This window comes from Bacteroidota bacterium (genome assembly GCA_016213405.1).
Lineage (GTDB): Bacteria > Bacteroidota > Bacteroidia > Palsa-948 > Palsa-948 > Palsa-948.
On the sequence record JACRAM010000054.1, the window covers coordinates 67,344 to 85,997 of the forward strand.

Annotated in this window: 16 protein-coding genes; 7 read left to right on the forward strand and 9 right to left on the reverse strand. The window is 39.7% G+C overall.

Features of this window, described 5'->3' with window-relative positions; genetic code table 11:
* Positions 1-9: 9 nt before the first annotated feature.
* Positions 10-1,716, forward strand: a complete 1,707-nt coding sequence (locus HY841_06015) for a T9SS type A sorting domain-containing protein (GenBank protein MBI4930298.1) — start codon at positions 10-12, stop codon at positions 1,714-1,716.
* Between the two features lie 6 nt (positions 1,717-1,722).
* Positions 1,723-2,988: a gliding motility-associated C-terminal domain-containing protein gene (locus tag HY841_06020; GenBank protein ID MBI4930299.1), complete on the forward strand. Its 1,266-nt coding sequence runs from the start codon at positions 1,723-1,725 to the stop codon at positions 2,986-2,988.
* A 241-nt stretch (positions 2,989-3,229) separates the two neighbouring features.
* On the opposite strand, the gene smpB is transcribed toward HY841_06020, so the two are convergent.
* The gene (smpB, locus tag HY841_06025; protein ID MBI4930300.1) at positions 3,230-3,676 is read right to left on the reverse strand and encodes an SsrA-binding protein SmpB; all 447 of its coding nucleotides are present in this window, start codon (positions 3,674-3,676) and stop codon (positions 3,230-3,232) included.
* A gap of 32 nt (positions 3,677-3,708) precedes the next feature.
* Here smpB and HY841_06030 point away from each other — a divergent pair, with 32 nt between their 5' ends.
* The 3 genes from HY841_06030 to HY841_06040 all read left to right on the forward strand — a co-directional run bounded on the left by HY841_06030 (position 3,709) and on the right by HY841_06040 (position 6,124).
* Positions 3,709-4,749, forward strand: coding sequence for a hypothetical protein (locus HY841_06030; GenBank protein MBI4930301.1), 1,041 nt, complete (start codon positions 3,709-3,711; stop codon positions 4,747-4,749).
* A gap of 44 nt (positions 4,750-4,793) precedes the next feature.
* A complete protein-coding gene (locus HY841_06035; GenBank protein ID MBI4930302.1) occupies positions 4,794-5,660 on the forward strand; it encodes a DMT family transporter in 867 nt (288 codons plus the stop codon).
* 71 nt (positions 5,661-5,731) lie between these two features.
* On the forward strand, positions 5,732-6,124 hold the full coding sequence (locus tag HY841_06040) for a hypothetical protein (GenBank protein ID MBI4930303.1): 393 nt from the start codon (positions 5,732-5,734) through the stop codon (positions 6,122-6,124).
* Here the strand turns inward: HY841_06040 and HY841_06045 are convergent, their stop codons facing one another.
* Positions 6,125-8,026 (reverse strand): Nramp family divalent metal transporter, encoded by a 1,902-nt coding sequence (locus HY841_06045; protein ID MBI4930304.1) that lies wholly within the window; start codon positions 8,024-8,026, stop codon positions 6,125-6,127. It abuts the gene before it with no gap.
* Positions 8,013-8,693 carry a metal-dependent transcriptional regulator gene (locus tag HY841_06050; protein ID MBI4930305.1) on the reverse strand — a complete coding sequence of 227 codons (681 nt, stop codon included), beginning with the start codon at positions 8,691-8,693 and terminating at the stop codon, positions 8,013-8,015. Before HY841_06050 ends, HY841_06045 begins: the two co-directional genes overlap by 14 nt.
* A gap of 71 nt (positions 8,694-8,764) precedes the next feature.
* Between HY841_06050 and HY841_06055 the strand changes: the two genes are divergently transcribed.
* On the forward strand, positions 8,765-9,517 hold the full coding sequence (locus tag HY841_06055; protein MBI4930306.1) for a transporter: 753 nt from the start codon (positions 8,765-8,767) through the stop codon (positions 9,515-9,517).
* Between the two features lie 31 nt (positions 9,518-9,548).
* On the forward strand, positions 9,549-12,032 hold the full coding sequence (gene priA, locus HY841_06060) for a primosomal protein N' (GenBank protein MBI4930307.1): 2,484 nt from the start codon (positions 9,549-9,551) through the stop codon (positions 12,030-12,032).
* 104 nt (positions 12,033-12,136) lie between these two features.
* On the opposite strand, the gene HY841_06065 is transcribed toward priA, so the two are convergent.
* From HY841_06065 to HY841_06090, 6 genes are all read right to left on the reverse strand, one after another.
* A complete protein-coding gene (locus tag HY841_06065) occupies positions 12,137-12,517 on the reverse strand; it encodes a DUF1987 domain-containing protein (protein MBI4930308.1) in 381 nt (126 codons plus the stop codon).
* Between the two features lie 15 nt (positions 12,518-12,532).
* Positions 12,533-13,069 (reverse strand): hypothetical protein, encoded by a 537-nt coding sequence (locus tag HY841_06070; GenBank protein MBI4930309.1) that lies wholly within the window; start codon positions 13,067-13,069, stop codon positions 12,533-12,535.
* Between the two features lie 89 nt (positions 13,070-13,158).
* Positions 13,159-14,037, reverse strand: coding sequence for a hypothetical protein (locus HY841_06075; GenBank protein ID MBI4930310.1), 879 nt, complete (start codon positions 14,035-14,037; stop codon positions 13,159-13,161).
* Between the two features lie 26 nt (positions 14,038-14,063).
* A complete protein-coding gene (locus HY841_06080; GenBank protein MBI4930311.1) occupies positions 14,064-14,384 on the reverse strand; it encodes a hypothetical protein in 321 nt (106 codons plus the stop codon).
* A 153-nt stretch (positions 14,385-14,537) separates the two neighbouring features.
* Complete coding sequence (locus HY841_06085) at positions 14,538-17,873, reverse strand: SpoIIE family protein phosphatase (protein ID MBI4930312.1); 3,336 nt, start codon at positions 17,871-17,873, stop codon at positions 14,538-14,540.
* Between the two features lie 91 nt (positions 17,874-17,964).
* Positions 17,965-18,339, reverse strand: coding sequence for an RDD family protein (locus tag HY841_06090; GenBank protein ID MBI4930313.1), 375 nt, complete (start codon positions 18,337-18,339; stop codon positions 17,965-17,967).
* Between the last annotated feature and the right edge of the window lie 315 nt (positions 18,340-18,654).

Here is an 18,654-nt window from a genome sequence, read left to right on the forward strand (position 1 = left end):
TTTACCTAAATGAAAATTAAAATACTCACCTTACAGTTTGCGCTTTGTTTAATTACAAATGCACAATCTCCTAACTGGCAATGGGCGAAAAGTGCAGGAGGATTTCCTGCGCCTGGCGGAAATCACTTTGGAAACAGCATCAGTACAGATGCAAATGGTAATTGCTATGCAACAGGAAACTTTCAAGTGCCTAATATTGTTTTTGGTAATGATACTTTAACGTCTCCTACTACTAATGGTACAATGATGTATGTAGTGAAATACGATAGTTCAGGCAATGTACAATGGGCAAACCGCCCGGGGGGAGTAGGCATCATCACTCTGGGTAATGGCATTGCCACAGATGCAAACGGAAACAGTTATGTTACGGGAGGGTTTTCAGGAACTGTAATTTTTGGAAGCACTACTTTGGTAGGTAATGGATTTTGTCTTGTAAAATATGACAACACAGGGAATGTACTATGGGCGAAAGGTACTAACGGCAGTTCAACAAATACACAAGGCAAAAGAGTCAGCATTGATGCAAACGGTAATGTATATGTAACAGGTACATTTTCCGACCCCACTATTACTTTTGGAAGTTATACTTTATATAATGCGTATTCCTCTAACCCAATAAATATTTTTGCAGTTAAATATGATTCAGTTGGAAATGTGCTTTGGGCGAAAAGTGCGGGCAGTAATAATGCAGTGGGTAATAAAGATGTTTACACCATGGGCATCAGCACAGATGCAAATGGCAACTGTTATGTAACCGGATATTTTCATTACATAATAACAATTGGCGCTATCACTTTAACAGGTTCATCAACGGGTGGTGATTGTGTTTTTATAGTGAAATATGACAATGCAGGTAATGTTGTTTGGGCAAAGGGTTCTGACGGCACTTATCCTTCTTCAGGTACAGCAACAGGCATCAGTGCTGATGCGATTGGAAATAGTTATATCCTTGGTAATTTCATCAGCCCTGTATTTTATATTGGCACCGATACTCTAACAGATGCATTTGGCGGTTCAACTCTTTTTATAGTTAAATACGACAGCGCAGGCAATTTTCGCTGGGCGAAACAAACAACAACTGCTGGTAATAGTAATATTGAAACGCAGGGAATCAGCACCGATGCAAAAGGAAATAGTTATACAACAGGAAGATTTTTTGGTGTTGTATCCTTTAGCAATCAAACAATATTTTCCAATGGCAACAATGACATTTTCGTAGCGAAATATGACAGCGCAGGCAATGCTCTTTGGGCAAAAGGAGTTGGAGCGCCACCACAGAATGCAGGTGGAGTGGGTATCGCCTTAAATACAAAAGGAAATTGTTTTGTAACCGGCTCTTTTGAAAGCCCGTCAATGGTGTTTGATGGCGATACCGTATTTAATACGGATATGTGGGGTGGCAGTGATAATGTTTTTGTAGCGAAGTTAAATAGCAGTGACATTGCAGGAGTGCAAGAAGAAAATAATTTATTGAATGAAATAATTATTTATCCAAACCCAACGAACGGAAAAATTGAAGTGAGAAGTGAGAAGTTAGAAATAAGAGGTTTAGACATTTACAATGTGCTTGGAAAGAAAATGTATAGCAGTAATAGCAGCCAAACAACAGGCAGCAGGCAACAGGCGATTGATATTTCTTCTCTGCCTTGCGGAATATATTTTTTGCAAATCAAAACTCCAATTGGAGTTGCAGTGAGAAAAATTGTAAAGGAATAATATGCCATGAGATTTATTCTCTTAATCTGCTTTCTTCAATTTTCAATTCTTAATATTCTTTTTTCTCAAACAATCAATATTAATTCCATAACATGGTCGAGACAAAGCAGCGGAGATAATGGTTATACGCTTGACGGAAACCGGATGACTGGCTCAAGAGCAAAATTATTAGCCCCTGCTAATTTTAGCGCAAGCGGAATTTATCCTAAATCAATTTCAATTTATGATGCTTACGGATTGTCAGGAGATTTAACTCAAATATCTTCTGTTCCTACAAGTAATATTTTTTTCTTCGGCAGTTTTATAATTAATGTCCCGTCAACTCAACAGTTTACTTCTGCTGAAATTGATTCAGTTTATAATTGGTCAAAAAAAGGAGGCAAATTAATTATTGCAACGAGTCCTAATGGTGCCGGATACGACCTATCTATTCTTAATAACAAATGGGGATTTCATGATTCATTAAAAGCTCCCAGCTATCTTTCTCCAACCACAGATGGGAATAATACTGATATTTTTAATGGACCATTTGGAAATGTTTCATATGCATCTCAAGGCGGTTACCTTCAGGGATATTTTGATGTTATTCCTGCTAATTCAAAAGTGTTTGCAACAGACCCAAATACCGGAAACCCAACCTTGTTTATGGATTGCAATACACTTGATTTAATCGCAGCCGATGTTGATGTTTATACTGACCTGAGCGGAATAAGTAGTGGGGGTGCTATAAATAATATGCAAGATATATTTTGGGCAAACGCAATTGTATTTATGGACAAACTTCAACCGCTTCCAATAATCTCAAATACTTCCAATACATTATCTCTAAATTCTGCTTACAATGATTATCAATGGTACCTCAATGGAAATCCAATATCTAATTCTAATAGTTTGTCAGTCACAGAAAATGGAACTTATAATGTAGAAGTTACTGTAAATGGCGGATGCAAAGTATTTTCAAATTCAATTGTAGTAGATAATTTCTGTGAAGGTGCACTTTACCTCCCCAACGCCTTCTCCCCCAACAACGATGGTGAAAATGACATACTTAAGATTTATTATAATAATATAAATTGCATAAAAAAAAATTCCCTAACCATCTATGACCGCTTTGGAGAAAAGGTTTTTGAAACTACGGATGCAAATTTTAAGTGGAACGGAGAATATAATGGCAAAATGTTAAACACTCAGGTACTAGTGTATTCTTTGCATGTAGAGTTTACAGATAAAACATTGCTTGACAAGAAAGGAAATATTTCTTTGACTCATTAAAACGCTACAAAGTAAAAGTAGATGATACGTTTAATGATTTGCTGCTTGATAACACGCAACTGCCTGCGGGAGTTTATTTTTATCAACTGTTTACCCCTTCGGGGCAAACTAAAAAAGGAAATGAGAGCGTGAAAAAAATGATTGTAATAAAATGAAAGCAGAGCTTATAAACTACTCAGCGCACGAAGTACAACTTCGCGCGTACGGGGAGGGGGTTGGAGTTCTGAAAGTCAGAGAGGGGCTACCTGAAGTTTCTTCTGATCTCCCTGTCGCTATCCCGTTTCTTAATGGTTTCGCGCTTGTCGTGAATCTTTTTTCCTTTGGCGAGGGCAATCTCCAGTTTGGCAAAACCTCTTTCGTTGATGAACAGGCGCAGGGGAATAATAGTGAGTCCTTTGTTCTTCAGCGCATCGCCCAGTTTCCTGAGTTCGTTCTTTGTGAGCAGGAGTTTGCGGTCGGCCGTGGGCAGGTGTCCGTACTGCCCTGCGTTCTTGTATTCGGCAATGTGCATTCCTTTCACAAACAATTCTCTGTTATGAATGAGGCAGTGCGCATCGTTGATGGTTGCCTTTCCCCCGCGTATTGATTTTATTTCTGAGCCCTTTAACTGAATGCCGGCAGTGTACCGGTCAATAAAAGCATATTCAAATGATGCCCTGCGGTTTTGTATGTTAATGATATGGGTCATGTTCCTTTTAAAAAAAAGTCTAACTTTGTGCTATGCAATTCTTAAAATACATAGTTGTTTCTTTCTGCATTTTAATTTCTTCCATCTCTGTTTCCCTCGCTCAGGCGGATTTAGATAATCCAGCAAAAATAAAACTGAACAAAATCAAATCTCAAAAAGTTCTCAAATATAAGTATGAATGGGGTGAGCCGATGCTGCAGGGAGATTTAATATTCATGAAAACCTATGACGAAAGCGGAAACCTCACTGAGAGTAAATCGCCTAACGCACGTTTGACTTACAAGTACAACGAAAAAGGAAAAATGGTTCAGGAGACTTATTTCAACAACGATGGTTCTATCAAATACCGCTACAACTATAATTATGACGGGATGGGCAACCTCACCGAAGAAGCGGAACTGAATGTGGATGGAAGTTTCTATTTCAAAACCGCGTATGAATATGATAAGAACGGCAAACGGGTAAAAACATTGATGTACAATGAGGACGGAAGCATTAAAACCGCCTTCAAATACGATGAAAAAGGAAACCTGCTGGATGCCGCCTCGTATGACAAAGACCAAAGCTTTTACTTCAATACGGTTAACAAATACGATGTGAACGGAAGATTGATTGAAGAAACATCATATAACCAGGACGGAACCATCAGTAAAAAAATATTTTATGCCTACGATGCGAAAGGAAATAAAATAAAAGAAGTTCGTTACGGCACTGACAGTAAAGCGGAAGACAAGAAATTATTAGCGTATGATACCAGGGGAAACATAACCGAAGAGCTCCAGTACAATTCAGAGGGGCAGGTTTATTCAAAAAATGTTTACCGATGGGGCATACTCGGAAAGCTGCTTGAAGAAACTGCTTATTCATACGGTAATTTTTCATCCCGCAACACCTATTTGTATGATGATTACGGCAATGTGATTGAAGAGGTGATGTACGGAGAGAAAGAAATTACTTTATCCAAAACCACCTATAAGTATGACGTTAGTGGAAACAGAACAGAAGCTATCAAAAATAATTTCCTTGATGAGCCCGAAACGCTGCTGAAGTACGAGTACGAATTTTATCCCTAATGTTTCTCTCTTTCTGAAGGTGCCATTTTTCTTCCTTGCTTTCCATGAATTCTAAATTCCTCAACTGGTCAATATTATTTCTCCTCGCGCTTGTTTGGGGAAGTTCATTCATCCTGATGAAGCGCGGACTGGATGTATTCACTTCTTCGCAGGTGGCGGGATTAAGAATGTTTATCGCTTTTCTATTTATAATTCCTTTTGCATTCAGGTATGTAAAAGTGAAAGAGAAGAAAGACTGGCTGAAATTTCTTGGCATCGGCTTGTTTGGAAATTTTATTCCCGCTTTTCTTTTCACCGCAGCGGAAACGGGCATTTCTTCTTCCCTCACCGGAATGCTCAACGGGCTCACGCCTTTTTTCACACTCCTCATCGGCATATTGGTGTTTAAATCCAAGGTGAGCGCGAATAAAATCATCGGCATCTTCATCGGGCTTGTAGGCGCTGTGGGGTTATTAATTCCTGAAAAGTTTTCTGACCTTGGCACAAATATTAATTACGGTGGGTATGTAATCATCGCCACTATTCTTTACGGAATGAGCGTGAATTTTATCCGGCAATATGCAGGTAATTATCATTCCATCACCACTACCTGCTGGGCAATCCTTTTGGTGGGACCGTTTGGCGGAGCTTATCTTTTGTTCACTGATTTTTCATCTGCCATTCATCATCCGCTTTTCTGGAGCAGTCTGGGTTATGTTGCCCTTCTTGCCATAGGAGGAACGGCACTTTCGGTGATGCTGTTTAACCTGCTTGTGAAAAATACCGGAACGCTTTTTTCTTCTTCTGTTACGTATCTGATTCCCATCGTTGCAATTCTCTGGGGATTTTTTGACGGAGAAGAAATTTCTTTAAGGCAAATCCTTTCCATCTTCGTCATTCTCGGAGGGGTTTATCTGGTCAACAGGAAATAGAAGACGATATTAATTCTGCCTTATACAGATTTTTTATATTTACACCATCAGGAACAATCCTGCGTTTGTACATGAAAGAAGCCAGCACCGAAACAATGCGTTTCACCTTTGACGGAAAACTTCTCACCTGCGAGTTGATAGGTGATGTGGAAATTGACGTTCACCATGAAGAAGAATCTTACGAAGTAGCTAAAAAAATTACAGAAGGGAAAAAACATCTTTCACTCGTTCTTGTTTCTCAGGATACTTCTATTACCAGTAAAGCCCAGAAAACTTCGATGCAGAAGAATCATTACACTCACGTAGTGGCTCAGGCAATTGTTATCCGCTCACTCGCGCAGAGAATTATAGGAAATTTCATGTTTAAGTTTATCAAACACCCTCGCCCAAGTCAGTTGTTCACTTCAAAAACAGAAGCGGTGAAATGGCTTAACAAAGAATGGATAAAGGCAGGTTTGAATTAATTACTCCCTCACAATCATTACAGGAATTTTCACATTGTGGCGGACAGATTCAAGTGTGGTTCCATAAGCTAAATCTTTGAGAGCGCCATGTCCGTGCGCGCCCATCAGCAGCAAATCAGCATTCACTTCTTTTACTAAATCAGGAATGGAAAGTTTTGGATTTCCGTATCCGAGTTTCATGTTTGCTTTGAGCCCAAGTTGAGTTAACTGCTTCACATATTTTTTCAAACTGGCGGCATCGGCAGAAGTTTCGTAATCGGCAATGTCTTCGCTCATCATCAACGCGCCCGCGGTTTCCACTATGTGAATGAGAATATATTCTGCATTCTTTCCTCCCTGCTCCAGCGCTTCTTTCACAGCACGGGAATCTGCAAAGGAAAAATCCACCGTAACTGCAACGCGTTTGTATTTGCTTTCAGCAGGAAATAGAATATCTGCAGGAATAGAAAGTTTTTTTGCTTCCGCATGGGGAATTTTTGTTTCTCGGAAAATATATTTCTTAAAGAACGGAGAGAAGCTTACATATAAAAGAAGAACACCTGCTGCAGATGCGACAGGAACAACTATCAGATAAATTGGCACTGAGTTTTCACTGTTTTGAATCCAATCAATTATTGTTTCAATCACGAGTTTTACATTGAGCGAAACAATTATTCCAGCTGTGAGCCATGCACAGACTTTCACCCAAGGCTTAATTACAAATTCTCCCATCTTTATTTTATCGCTGGTGAAATGAATGAGCGGAATCACAGCAAATCCTAACTGCAGACTGAGAATCACCTGGCTAAGCACCAGCAATTCTCCTGTGCTGTCTTCTCCCAAAATATATATAGTTAGAAATGCCGGAATGATGGCAAGCAAACGGGTGATTAATCTTCTCAGCCATGGCTGCAGGCGGAGATTCAAATATCCTTCCATCACAATTTGTCCGGATAAAGTTCCCGTAAGCGTTGAACTTTGCCCAGCAGCAATTAACGCAACTGCAAAAAGTATGGGCGCGAATTTAGTTCCCAGAATGCCTTCAAGAAGTTTATGCGCATCCTGTATTTCACTGACATCTGTAAGTCCTGAATTATAAAAAGCTGCCGCAGCAAGAATGAGAATGGCTCCATTCACAAACAATGCCATGTTGAGCGCCACAGCAGTATCAATAAAATTAAATTTTATCGCGGAACGGATTCCTTCAGATGTTCTTTCAAACTTTCTCGTCTGCACTAGCGCAGAATGCAGATAAAGATTATGAGGCATCACGGTTGCTCCGATTATTCCGATGGCGATATACAGCGCATCGGAGTTCGGAATGGAAGGAATAAATCCTTTCACGATTCCTGTAACATCGGGCCGGGCAAAAATCATTTCACAGATAAATGCAAAACCCATAGTAAGAATCAGGGCAATAATAAAAGCTTCCATCTTTCTCATTCCGTATCGCTGAAGAAATAAAATCAGGATGGTGTCTAGTACGGTAATGGAAACTCCGACAAGTAAAGGAATATGAAAGAGCAATTGCAATCCAATCGCCATTCCGATTACTTCAGCTAAATCACAGGCGGCAATAGCAATTTCACAGAGTATCCAGTTAAAAAAATTTATTACGGGGTGATAGGCTTCGCGAGATGCCTGCGCCAAATCCAATCCGCGAACTAAACCTAAACGCGCGCTCAGACTCTGAAGCAACAGCGCCATCAGGTTGCTCATGATAAGAACCCAAACCAACGCGTAACCAAACTTGCTTCCACCTGCAATATCAGTAGCCCAGTTGCCGGGATCCATGTAGCCAACGCTGATAAGATAGGCTGGACCTACAAATGCAAAAAGTTTTTTCCAGAATCCTGAATACTTTGCCGTGTCCACCGTAGAGTGAACATCGTCTAGCGATTTTCTTTGCTTATTTTTTTCTATTGATAACACAGGAAACCAGAATGTTTTTTGCTATTTGATTACTGATGAATAAGCGTTTCTTTCCATTAAGAAGAATTGCCAGTGATTTATCATAGGGCTGAATATCTTTCACTTTTATTTTGCTTCCTAAAATAATTCCTGATTTATCAAGGAGATTAAGAAAAGCGCTCGTGTGGTCAATCACGCCTTTCATTATATAGTTACTGTCTCGCTTGGCTTCTGAAAGAAAAAGTGATTTCTCTTTCGATAAAATAAATTTCCCGCTTGAATCCGGAATCGGATCACCGTGCGGATCAAATTTCGGGAACTGTAATACCTTATCAATATGCTGAACTAATTTCTCAGAGCGGATATGCTCCAGTTGTTCAGCTACTTCATGTACTTCATCCCATTTGAATTTTAAAACCTTCACCAGGAACATTTCCCATAGGCGGTGCTTGCGTATTACACCGAGTGCGACTTTCCTCCCGGATTCAGAGAGAGAGAGCCCGTTATATTTTTTATAGCGGATAAGTTTTTTTCTTGAAAGCTTCTTGAGCATGTCGGTGACAGAAGCGGCAGAAGTATTTATCCTTCTGGCTATATCGTTAGTGGTGATAAAGCCGTCACCACTCTCAGCAATCTTATAGATTGCCTTCAGGTAATTTTCTTCTGCTAATGAGTTCATGAAAAATAATTTATTGGTAAATGTAATAATTTTTTAGATTTGTCTAAATATTTAATTAGATATATTTAAACATGTTAAAGTTAACATCTCTGACGATTTTATTTTTGGCTTCAATGCAGCTTTTTTCACAGGAATTAATAGATATTGAAACAGACAGACCTGACCAGACCGAATGCTCATCAGTTATACCACGAAAAACAATTCAAATAGAAACAGGTATTGTTTATGAATCGGATGATGAATCTGTCTTGTACTTCCCAACTTCACTTATAAGAATTGGCGCATTCAAAAAACTAGAGGTCAGAATCATTGCCGGAGAATATTACAAATCAGAATCAAAAACCGACTCGCTGACTTATAAAACAGAAGGATTCAGTCCTGTTTCATTAGGAGTAAAAGCCTACCTATTAAAGGAAAATAAATTTCTTCCTCAAACAGCATTCATTTTTCATTTTAACAGAGATAGCAGAAAAATTTATGCTGTCGCCACTCCGTTTGACTTCAGGTTTTCCATGTCGCATACATTGTCAAGAAAAATTGATTTAGGATATAATCTTGGAGGAGAATGGAATGAGGATCAAAAAATATTTACCTATATATATACTCTGACTAGCGCATTCTCTATAGGAGAAAGGTTTGCTTCATACATAGAAATTTTTGGCGATGTTGCTGATCGTAGTTTTCCTCATCATCAGTTTGACGCAGGAATTACGTTTCTCCCAAAAATAAACATTCAACTTGACTGCTCATCAGGAATTGCATTGAATGAATATTCCACTCATTTGTATCTGAGTGCCGGCCTGTCGTGGAGAATTCCAAATTAACTCTTAGCTTCTATTCCCTATATTTGTTTCCATGGAAAAAGAATTATTTGCTGACGTAATTCTGCCGCTTGCGGTTCCTAATCTCTATACGTATTCCATTCCGGAATCCTTACAGAAAACAATTATATCAGGACAAAGAGTTGTAGTGCAGTTCGGGCAAAAAAAACTTTATACTGCTCTTGTAAGAAATGTTCATAGCAACAAACCCGAATATAAAACCAAACAACTTGAAAGCATTCTTGACGCAGAACCGATTGTAAACGAAAAACAATTTGACCTCTGGAAATGGATCTCGGATTATTACATGTGCACAATTGGCGAAGTAATGAACGCTGCGCTTCCTTCAGGGCTAAAGCTGGCAAGCGAAACGAGGATAATACAAAATACGGAATTCAGAATTCAGAATCCAGAATTGTCAGATGATGAATTTCTTATTTGTGAAGCCCTTGAGAAAAATAAAATCCTGACAATGAGTGATGCGGAAGAGATTGTTCAGAACAAATCTGCACATTCAGTAGTGAAATCATTACTTGAAAAAGGAGTTGTTTGTATTTACGAAGAGTTAAAAGAAAAATTTAAACCAAAGGTGGAAGAATTTGTTCGGCTGACAAAACATGCATCGGATGAAGAAAATTTAAAAACTATTTTTGACGAGCTGGAGAAAAAAGCATTTAAACAACTGGAAGTGTTGATGGAGTTTGTGCATTTATCTGCTGTGCAGAAAGAAATTAAGAAATCAGAGCTTCTGAAAAGAAAAGATGCTTCACCCGCTGTGATTGATGCGCTGAAGAAAAAAAATGTGCTGGAGGTGTATGAAAAAGAAACCGGCAGGTTTGCTCATCTGGATGCATCGGCAGGAAGTAAGTCCCTTTCTGAAGAGCAATCCACTGCTCTTGAAAAAATAAAAGAAGAATGGAAAGCGAAAGATGTTACTTTATTTCACGGAGTAACTTCCAGCGGCAAAACTGAAATCTATGTAAAACTCATAGAAGAAATAGTAAAGCAGGGCAAACAGGTTTTGTATCTCCTTCCTGAAATTGCCCTTACAACACAAGTAGTAAGCAGAATAAAAAAATATTTCGGAGACGCACTTGGGGTTTACCATTCAAGGTTTAATGAGAATGAAAGAGTGGAAATATGGAATCAAATAATTAAGTTTCAAGTCGCAAATCACAAGAAAGATAAAGTAAATAATAAATTCAATGTAATACTTGGCGCACGTTCGGCATTGTTTCTTCCCTATTCAAATCTTGGTTTGGTGATTGTGGATGAAGAACATGATTCATCTTACAAACAGTTTGATCCTGCGCCAAGATATAATGCGAGAGATACAGCCATTATGCTGGCTTATATTCACAAAGCAAAAGTTTTGCTTGGCTCCGCTACTCCTTCTGTTGAAAGTTATTTCAATTCGCAGAACAAAAAATATGGATTTGTTGAACTTCCCACTCGCTTTGGCGGAGTGCAGATGCCTGAAATCCTTACAGCAGATATTAAAGATGATACAAAGCGCAGGAAAATGAAATCTCACTTCTCCCCGCTTCTGATGGAAAATATAGAGACTGCATTGAAGAACAAAGAGCAAGTAATTGTTTTTCAGAACCGCAGAGGATTTGCTCCACACCTTGAATGCAAAACCTGCGGATGGGTTCCCCGGTGCAAAAACTGCGATGTAAGTTTAGTGTATCACAAAGCAGGCGCGCAGTTGCGATGCCACTATTGCGGATACATGACGCCTGTCCCCTCTTCCTGTAATGCGTGCGGAAGCCCGGATGTTCTGATGAAAAATTTTGGAACGGAAAAAATTGAAGAGGCACTTCAACTCTTTTTTCCTGAAGCAAGAATTGCCAGAATGGATTACGATTCCACGCGAACAAAACACGCACACCAGCGCCTGATAAATGATTTTGAAGAACAGAACATAGACATTCTTGTCGGAACACAAATGGTAACGAAGGGACTTGATTTTGAAAACGTGAGCACGGTGGGAATCCTCAGCGCTGATCAGGCAATGAACTTCCCTGATTTCCGCTCGCACGAAAGAAGTTTTCAACTGCTGCTGCAGGTGGCAGGAAGAGCCGGAAGAAAATCAAAGCGCGGAAAAGTCATCATACAAACCTATTCTCCATCACATCACATCATACAACATGTGATCAATAATGATTTTGTAAAAATGTATGCAGAAGAAATTGAGCATCGGAAAAACTTTCACTACCCGCCTTTTTACCGCCTCATTGAATTAACAGTAACAGATAAAGATGTTCACAAAGTAAATGCCTTTGCGGATGAATTCGGAAATGAATTGAAGAAAGCATTCGGCAAAAGAGTGCTGGGACCTGAGTTTCCGATGATACCGAGAATAAAAAATACCTATCACAAAAAGCTAGTGATAAAGATTGCCAAAGAAGAATCAGCCAACAAGACAAAAGAAAAAATCAATTCGGTGATTTTGGAATTACAGAAAACTCCCGCGTTCAAATACGTGAAAGTGCTGGCAGATGTGGATCCGATGTAAAAACGGTTTCCAGTTTACGGTCTACAGTTTGTGGTTAAAGAAAAACCCCGACCAAGTTTTGGATCGGGGCTTTCGTAATTCGTGAAATTCGTATTTCGTAGATTTTACTCTTCTATCTGAATCATTTTGAAAGGCACGTTAATGATTGCCTGATAATCTTCACCCGCTTCCAACATGTCTTCATCATCCTGTTCGTAATACCAGTTAATCACTAATTGGTTTCCCCCTTTGTGAATTGATTCTAATTTTTTAAATACATCCAATATGCATTTGGATGAACTTGTGTTAAAATATTCAAGTTGTATGTTTACAGTAGTTACATCGTTTGGAGTGCTTCCGTATTTCTCAAGTGATTCAACAATGGGTTTATAGAACTCAATTGAATTTTCAGGGATGGACCTTCCTTTAATTTCCAAAAACCCCTTCTCAAAATCAAAGTTGATGGATGGCGTTTTAGGAGTTGATTCAATGTTTATTTTTTCCATAGTGATAGGATGATATTATATTTTAATATTTAAACTGAAGAATGAATATTTGTCGTCAATAGGCATGAAGGAGTAGCTCAACTTCTGACCTGTTTTTCTTGCAATGTCAATCATTCCTAATCCTCCACCGCCTTTGGCTGACATTTCTCCGTTAGCAAGGACTTTTTTGTAGTACTCTTTTAATTCGTCCTGGCTAAGAGAGTTGATTTCAGCAAGGCGGGTATCTAACCCCTCCACATTTTCCGAGCGGATATAGTTACCGGTTATGATGGTGTATTGGCTTTCAAGTTTTCCAATCATGAAAATAGCGGAACGTGTTCTGTCGGTTGAGGCATCCACTTCATCCATGTGGTGATAAAGATTCTGGAGGCATTCTACCAACACGTTGTATACTTTCTTTTTTACTTTGGGTTCTTCCTGAAGGTTTTCCAATTTTGACTCCATGATTTGCAGAATGGAAGTAAGGAGCTCAGAGGTAATATCGCCCTTGAAGGAAAGCAATATATTGTTGCGTTCCATCTTGTCGTAAAAATCGTAAATGTCGAGCATCATAGACGGTTACTTCGTTATTTCCTCCCGATAACTACCGGGATAGGAAAACAAATATAGGAATTAATTATTTATACACGCTTTACAAATATTTATTGAAGTGCAAACTCAAAGGTATTGCCATCTATAGTAACGGTTGCTCTGTCATCGCAGGTGCCGTTGCCAAAATCAACAGAACGATCTTTTTTGCCGTCAATCTTAATAGTCATGGCACCGGACACAATCCAACGGCAGGCCATTTCTCTTCTCAGGGGAGAAGTAATGTCAACAGAAAAAGCTTTGCCATTACGGTCGGTGCCATTTGCTGTTCCGCTCACGAGACTGAAATCGTCTCCGGGTACTGAAGGGTCTCCAATATCCACCGTAAGGGTGCGCGAGCAGTTCCAAAGAATAGTCCAGCTTCCATTACCGGCTTTTCCGTTTGTAACAGTTTGTGTGAAAGAGGTGGCAGAATTTTTAGTGACAGAGATAGTTCCTTCGTACTTGACTCCGCTTACATAATAATCTATCAAATCCATAGTAACGTTGGAACCGTTTTGGCTCCATGGCGCGCTGAAGACCGCTTTTACAGTTCCCATCCTTACTTTTTCTCCCGGTGTGTTGCATCCGTAATCAAAAGTGCCATCGTAATTGGTATCAGCGCCATATTGTATCCACATGGTAATAGGAAATCCGTCAGCAACATCTGCGGAATCAGTCCATGAGTCAGGACAATAGTTTGAGGGAACAGGAGGGATATAGCTTCCTTTCTGAACACCGCTGTCGTTCACAGCAATGCTGTTTGTTACGATAAACATGCGGGAGAATTCTCCTTCGGCAATGCTGTTATCAGTTGATGCCTGGGTATCGGTATCGGGTTCTTTCTTTTTGCAGGAGTTAACAGTGAGCAATAAACAGTAAACAGTAAACAATAAACAATAAACCCCGTAGGAAGAATTTCCAACGGGGTAAACAATCAGATATTTTTTCATTGGTGAAATCAATTATGAAACAGATGTTATGCTTCGGAAGTTTCTATTGCTAAAGTTCCTGAACCAACGGGTGTGCCTGTCATGCCATCCCACCTGCTAACGACAAGAGCAACGGCACGGGTGACTTTTACATTCAATGCATTAGCAGCTTTTTTCAATTCTTCTTTTGCTTTTGTTGGGCTCATATCCTTGCCCTTTTTCCACAATAAGTTTGAAGGGAGATGATAGGTTATTTCATCTCTGCTGCCTCTTTTAACTTTCCAGTTTGACATATATCCTTTTGAAGCAAGTTCTTGCCTTACCTGATCTTGCTTTGCGCTGACTTCAAAACAGAGAACTACGTTCATGATTAGGTGTTTTAAAAATTTGTCAAAAGTACGAAATAGATTCTAAATACAAAATGCCAATTTAAACTCTAATTCCTATAACCAAGATATCGTCAACACTCGCCTAAGAGCGGGATTTCTTCAAACCTTATTTGCCAGAACATTCCTGTCTCACTATATTCTAATGCCTATTACCAGCACGTCATCAACCTGCGAATGATTTCCTTTCCACGTTTCCAGTTCTTTTTCGAGCAATACTTTTTGTTCGGGCATGGGCAGAACGCTGAAAGACACGAGCATTTGGTGAAGCCGTTTGATCATAAACTTTTTGCCTTTCTCGCCACCAAACTGGTCGGCATAGCCGTCAGAAAACATATACACGGTATCTCCTTTCTTCAAAAATTTAAGATGGTTGGTAAAAATCCGTTCTGTATCCAACTGCGCTCCGCCTATGGGAAACTTGTTGCCGTCAATTTTTTCAAGTTTGTTATCGCTGATGATGATGAGATGCCTGAGGGCGCTTGAGAATTGCACTTGAGTTTGGAGTTGGGAGTTGGGAGTTCGGAGTTGAGGATTGTTCTTCTCCGAACCCCCTTCTCCAAACTCCACACTAACTAATGCGATGTCCATTCCATCGGTGGTTTCAATATCGGTTTGCTCGCCTTGTTTTAATGCTGAACGCACGCCTTGATTGAGCGAGGATAAAATAGCGGCAGGCTCTGTCATTCCGTTTTCAAGAATTATCTGGTTTAGCAGGTTGGTTCCTATCATGCTCATGAACGCGCCCGGCACACCATGCCCCGTGCAATCTACGCAGGCGGCAATCTTTCTTCCGTTCTTTTCGCCAAACCAATAAAAATCACCGCTCACAATATCTTTCGGCTTGAAGAGAACAAATGATTCGGGAAAATGTTTTTGGATTTGGTCCTTGGTGGGAAGAATTGCATCCTGAATTCTTTTGGCATATTGTATGCTGCTGGTAATGTCAAAGTTTTTTTGCGCCAGTTCGGCTGTTCGTTCCGCCACTTTCTGCTCCAATATTTTTTTCTCCTTTTGAATGGATGCGGTGCGATAGCGGATGAATCCGAAAACAAACGCAATAGAAAATAAAACGGAGAAAGCATAAAAAGCATTTGTCTTCCACCAGGGTGGGACAATGGTAATGTAAATGGCAACTCCTTCATCGTTCCATAATCCATCGCTGTTAGAGCCTTTCACGCGAAACACATAATTGCCGCCTGGAAGATTGGTGTAGCTGACATATCTTCTGGTGGAAGGAGGCGACCAGTCGTTATCGAGCCCGTCCATGGTATAGGAGTATTTGTTTTTGGCGGGGAAATTATAATCGAGCGCAACAAACTCAAACGAAATAAAATTATCACGGAAAGAAAGTTCAATAAATTTTTTATCGCTGATGGCTGAATCAAGCGTAACTTCTTTTCCGAATTTTTTAAACGAAGTGATATAAACTGCGGGAATGTGATTGTTGCTGGAAATATTATCGGGGTAAAAGGAATTGAATCCGTTTATTCCTCCAAAAAACATTTCGCCTGTTTTTTTATTCTGGAAGTAGGCGCCCTGGTTGAATTCGTCACCCTGCAATCCATCATACGTGGAAAAATTCTTGAAAGCCGAGCCCTCTTTGTTTTCAATATTGGGATTAAAACGTGTGAGCCCTTTATTGGTGCTTATCCATAGGTTTCCTCTTTTATCTCCTTGAATTCCTGCTATTGATGAGTTGGGCAAACCATCTTTTTCATAATACTGCGTGAAGGTTTGGCTTTTGATTTCAAATTTGTTAAGTCCGTTTGAAGTGCCAATCCACATGTTTCCTTTCCGGTCGTCATAAAGGCAATAAACCTTATTACTGCTGATAGAGTTAGAGGCATCCTGATGCTGGTATATTTTTATTTTGCCGGTATTAAAATCAAGCATATTCAATCCTCCGTCAGAAGTGCCAATCCAAACCTTTCTGTCTTTATCTTCATGCACACAATAAATTCTGTTGGAAGAAAGCCCTTCTTCTGTGCTGTACTTCGTAAGATTTTTTGAGGTTTTGTCATACGCATAAAGTCCGGTGCTCCCGAAAATGCCTATCCATATTATGTTGCCATGCCCCTGAACAATTCGAATAGCCGCGCCTCCGTCAATTACATGTTCTGTCTTGCCTGTTTTTTTATCCAGCACATTTACTCCTCCGCCCTGAGTGCCAACCCAAATCAATCCGTCTTTATCTTCAAAGAGAGAAAGCACAGAATTATTTTTTGCAGTTGAAAGAGCGTTTTCTTTTCCGGTAACATTGAATTTATGATTCAGCCGGTCAATGGTGGTGATTCCTCCCTGCGATGTTCCCACCCAAATCAAACCCTCTGAATCCTGAAGAATGGACATGATGGTGTTGGAAAGAAAAGAATTCTCGTTTGACATATCGCGGTGATAGTGCTTGAACCGGGCAGCGTTGGGAAAGTAAACGCTTACACCTCCCGCTTCTGTTCCTATCCAGATGTTTCCTTCTCTATCCCGATATACGCAGTTAACTTCATCGTTGCTCAAGCTTTGAAAATCATATTCATTATGCCGGTACGAAGCGAACGAACGCATCTGCTTGTTGTAGCACGACACTCCTCCGCTTTTTGTACCCAGCCATAAAACATCTTTAGTATCCGTGCACAATGAAAATACGCGGTTATCCGAAATGCTGTTTTCTACATTACTCTTGTCATGAATAAGGCGCTGAAGAAATTTTTTAGTGGAGGGATTAAATGAAACAAGTCCGCCATTATCAGTTGCAATCCAGAGAATGTCGGATTCATCCTGAGCGATGTCTTTTACACGATTAAAAAATTCAACATCCTCACCGGCTGAATTATCAATATACCAATGAAATGTTTCTTTCTCTCTGTCAAAAAGATTTAATCCGCCATCATAGGTTCCAATCCATAAATTCTTCTTTTTGTCTTCAAAAATAACCTGCACTTTAAACCCGTTTAACGAAAGCGTATCTTCTTCTTTATGAATGAATGTTTTGAATTCATTGGTCTTGCCATTGAAAGAATTCAAACCATACGTGGTGCCCACCCAATAGGTTCCTTTTATATCTTCATAAATGCATTTCACTTCGTTGTGGCTGAGAGAATTTTTTCTTTCAGGGTCGTGCTGAAACCGGGTGAAGCGGTTAAGAACAGGGTTAAACGCATTCAATCCTCCACCGCTGGTGCCAATCCAGATGGTTCCTTTTCTGTCTTCATACAAACATTCAATATAATTGCTGGAAAGGGAGTTGGAATCGGAAGGATCGTTCTTGTAAACAATCATTTCATATCCGTTATATTTGTTCAGACCATCCTGAGTGCCAAACCACATGTATCCTTTGCTGTCCTGCAAAATGCAATTGACTGATGCCTGTGAAAGCCCCTCATCGGAACCGATGCGCGAGAATTTTACATCCTGAGAGAAACAGAAAAGAGAAAACAGAAGGCAGAAGACAGAAGACAGAAAAACTTTTTTCATTTCGTATTTTTCATACAGTTTAGTTTCCTGAGAACCGCTGGCAGATTCGTTGAATTGGGAAACAAATTTAATAAAAGAAAGAAAGTAAATTTCAAATTCTTTTTATGCTGAAGATCATATGGGATTTTGCCGAATGCTCAACACTCACAGGGTCGCCTGCCTGAAGTTCATCAAACACAGAGGCATCAAGAAGAATATCTTCTTTTTTGAATTGCTGGTTGCCGATAGTCAGAATGGCTTTATCGCGTCTAACAATTCTTGTATGTACTATTTTTTTGAAGGGCGAACGGGTTTCTTTCAGAAATTCTGAAACTTCTCCGAAGTAAATACGACCACAGAGGACAGCGGTGATTCCAACAGCCAGATAAAGCAATGCGAGACTTTCAAACTCTTTTGTAAAAAACATAAAGTAAACAAGAACGAAAATTGTGCCGCCAATAATGGATAGGTAAATAAAACTTTTCATCAGCAATCTTTTTCTAAGGATGGACACAAGTCGTCTTTTTTCTTCCGAAGTAAAATTTTCAACACTGGTATTGGGAGAAGGCATATAGCGAAGTTAGAAATTTGTTTCAGGTTCCATGCTCAGGTTGAATGCAAAACTCTTTTCATACCTTCGCCTTTGTATTTTTCATCCAAGTAACTGATGTTACGCAGAAAAGCAATTAATCCCGTAGGATAATCTGTTCGTTACAAGTTTATGTCTACAACAATCATATCCAACGGGATTAACCGCAGAGAACACAGAGAAAACAACACGCGGAGAGCCGCAGAGAAAATG

Bases quoted from the DNA above. Each gene is read 5' to 3' on its own strand.
- HY841_06020 (MBI4930299.1), top strand. From the start codon at position 1,723: ATGAGATTTATTCTCTTAATCTGCTTTCTTCAATTTTCAATTCTTAAT.
- HY841_06055 (MBI4930306.1), top strand. From the start codon at position 8,765: ATGTTAAAGTTAACATCTCTGACGATTTTATTTTTGGCTTCAATGCAG.
- HY841_06080 (MBI4930311.1), bottom strand. From the start codon at position 14,384: ATGAACGTAGTTCTCTGTTTTGAAGTCAGCGCAAAGCAAGATCAGGTA.
- HY841_06035 (MBI4930302.1), top strand. From the start codon at position 4,794: ATGAATTCTAAATTCCTCAACTGGTCAATATTATTTCTCCTCGCGCTT.
- priA (MBI4930307.1), top strand. From the start codon at position 9,549: ATGGAAAAAGAATTATTTGCTGACGTAATTCTGCCGCTTGCGGTTCCT.
- HY841_06030 (MBI4930301.1), top strand. From the start codon at position 3,709: ATGCAATTCTTAAAATACATAGTTGTTTCTTTCTGCATTTTAATTTCT.
- smpB (MBI4930300.1), bottom strand. From the start codon at position 3,676: ATGACCCATATCATTAACATACAAAACCGCAGGGCATCATTTGAATAT.
- HY841_06050 (MBI4930305.1), bottom strand. From the start codon at position 8,693: ATGAACTCATTAGCAGAAGAAAATTACCTGAAGGCAATCTATAAGATT.
- HY841_06085 (MBI4930312.1), bottom strand. From the start codon at position 17,873: ATGAAAAAAGTTTTTCTGTCTTCTGTCTTCTGCCTTCTGTTTTCTCTT.
- HY841_06065 (MBI4930308.1), bottom strand. From the start codon at position 12,517: ATGGAAAAAATAAACATTGAATCAACTCCTAAAACGCCATCCATCAAC.
- HY841_06070 (MBI4930309.1), bottom strand. From the start codon at position 13,069: ATGATGCTCGACATTTACGATTTTTACGACAAGATGGAACGCAACAAT.
- HY841_06090 (MBI4930313.1), bottom strand. From the start codon at position 18,339: ATGAAAAGTTTTATTTACCTATCCATTATTGGCGGCACAATTTTCGTT.
- HY841_06075 (MBI4930310.1), bottom strand. From the start codon at position 14,037: ATGAAAAAATATCTGATTGTTTACCCCGTTGGAAATTCTTCCTACGGG.
- HY841_06015 (MBI4930298.1), top strand. From the start codon at position 10: ATGAAAATTAAAATACTCACCTTACAGTTTGCGCTTTGTTTAATTACA.
- HY841_06040 (MBI4930303.1), top strand. From the start codon at position 5,732: ATGAAAGAAGCCAGCACCGAAACAATGCGTTTCACCTTTGACGGAAAA.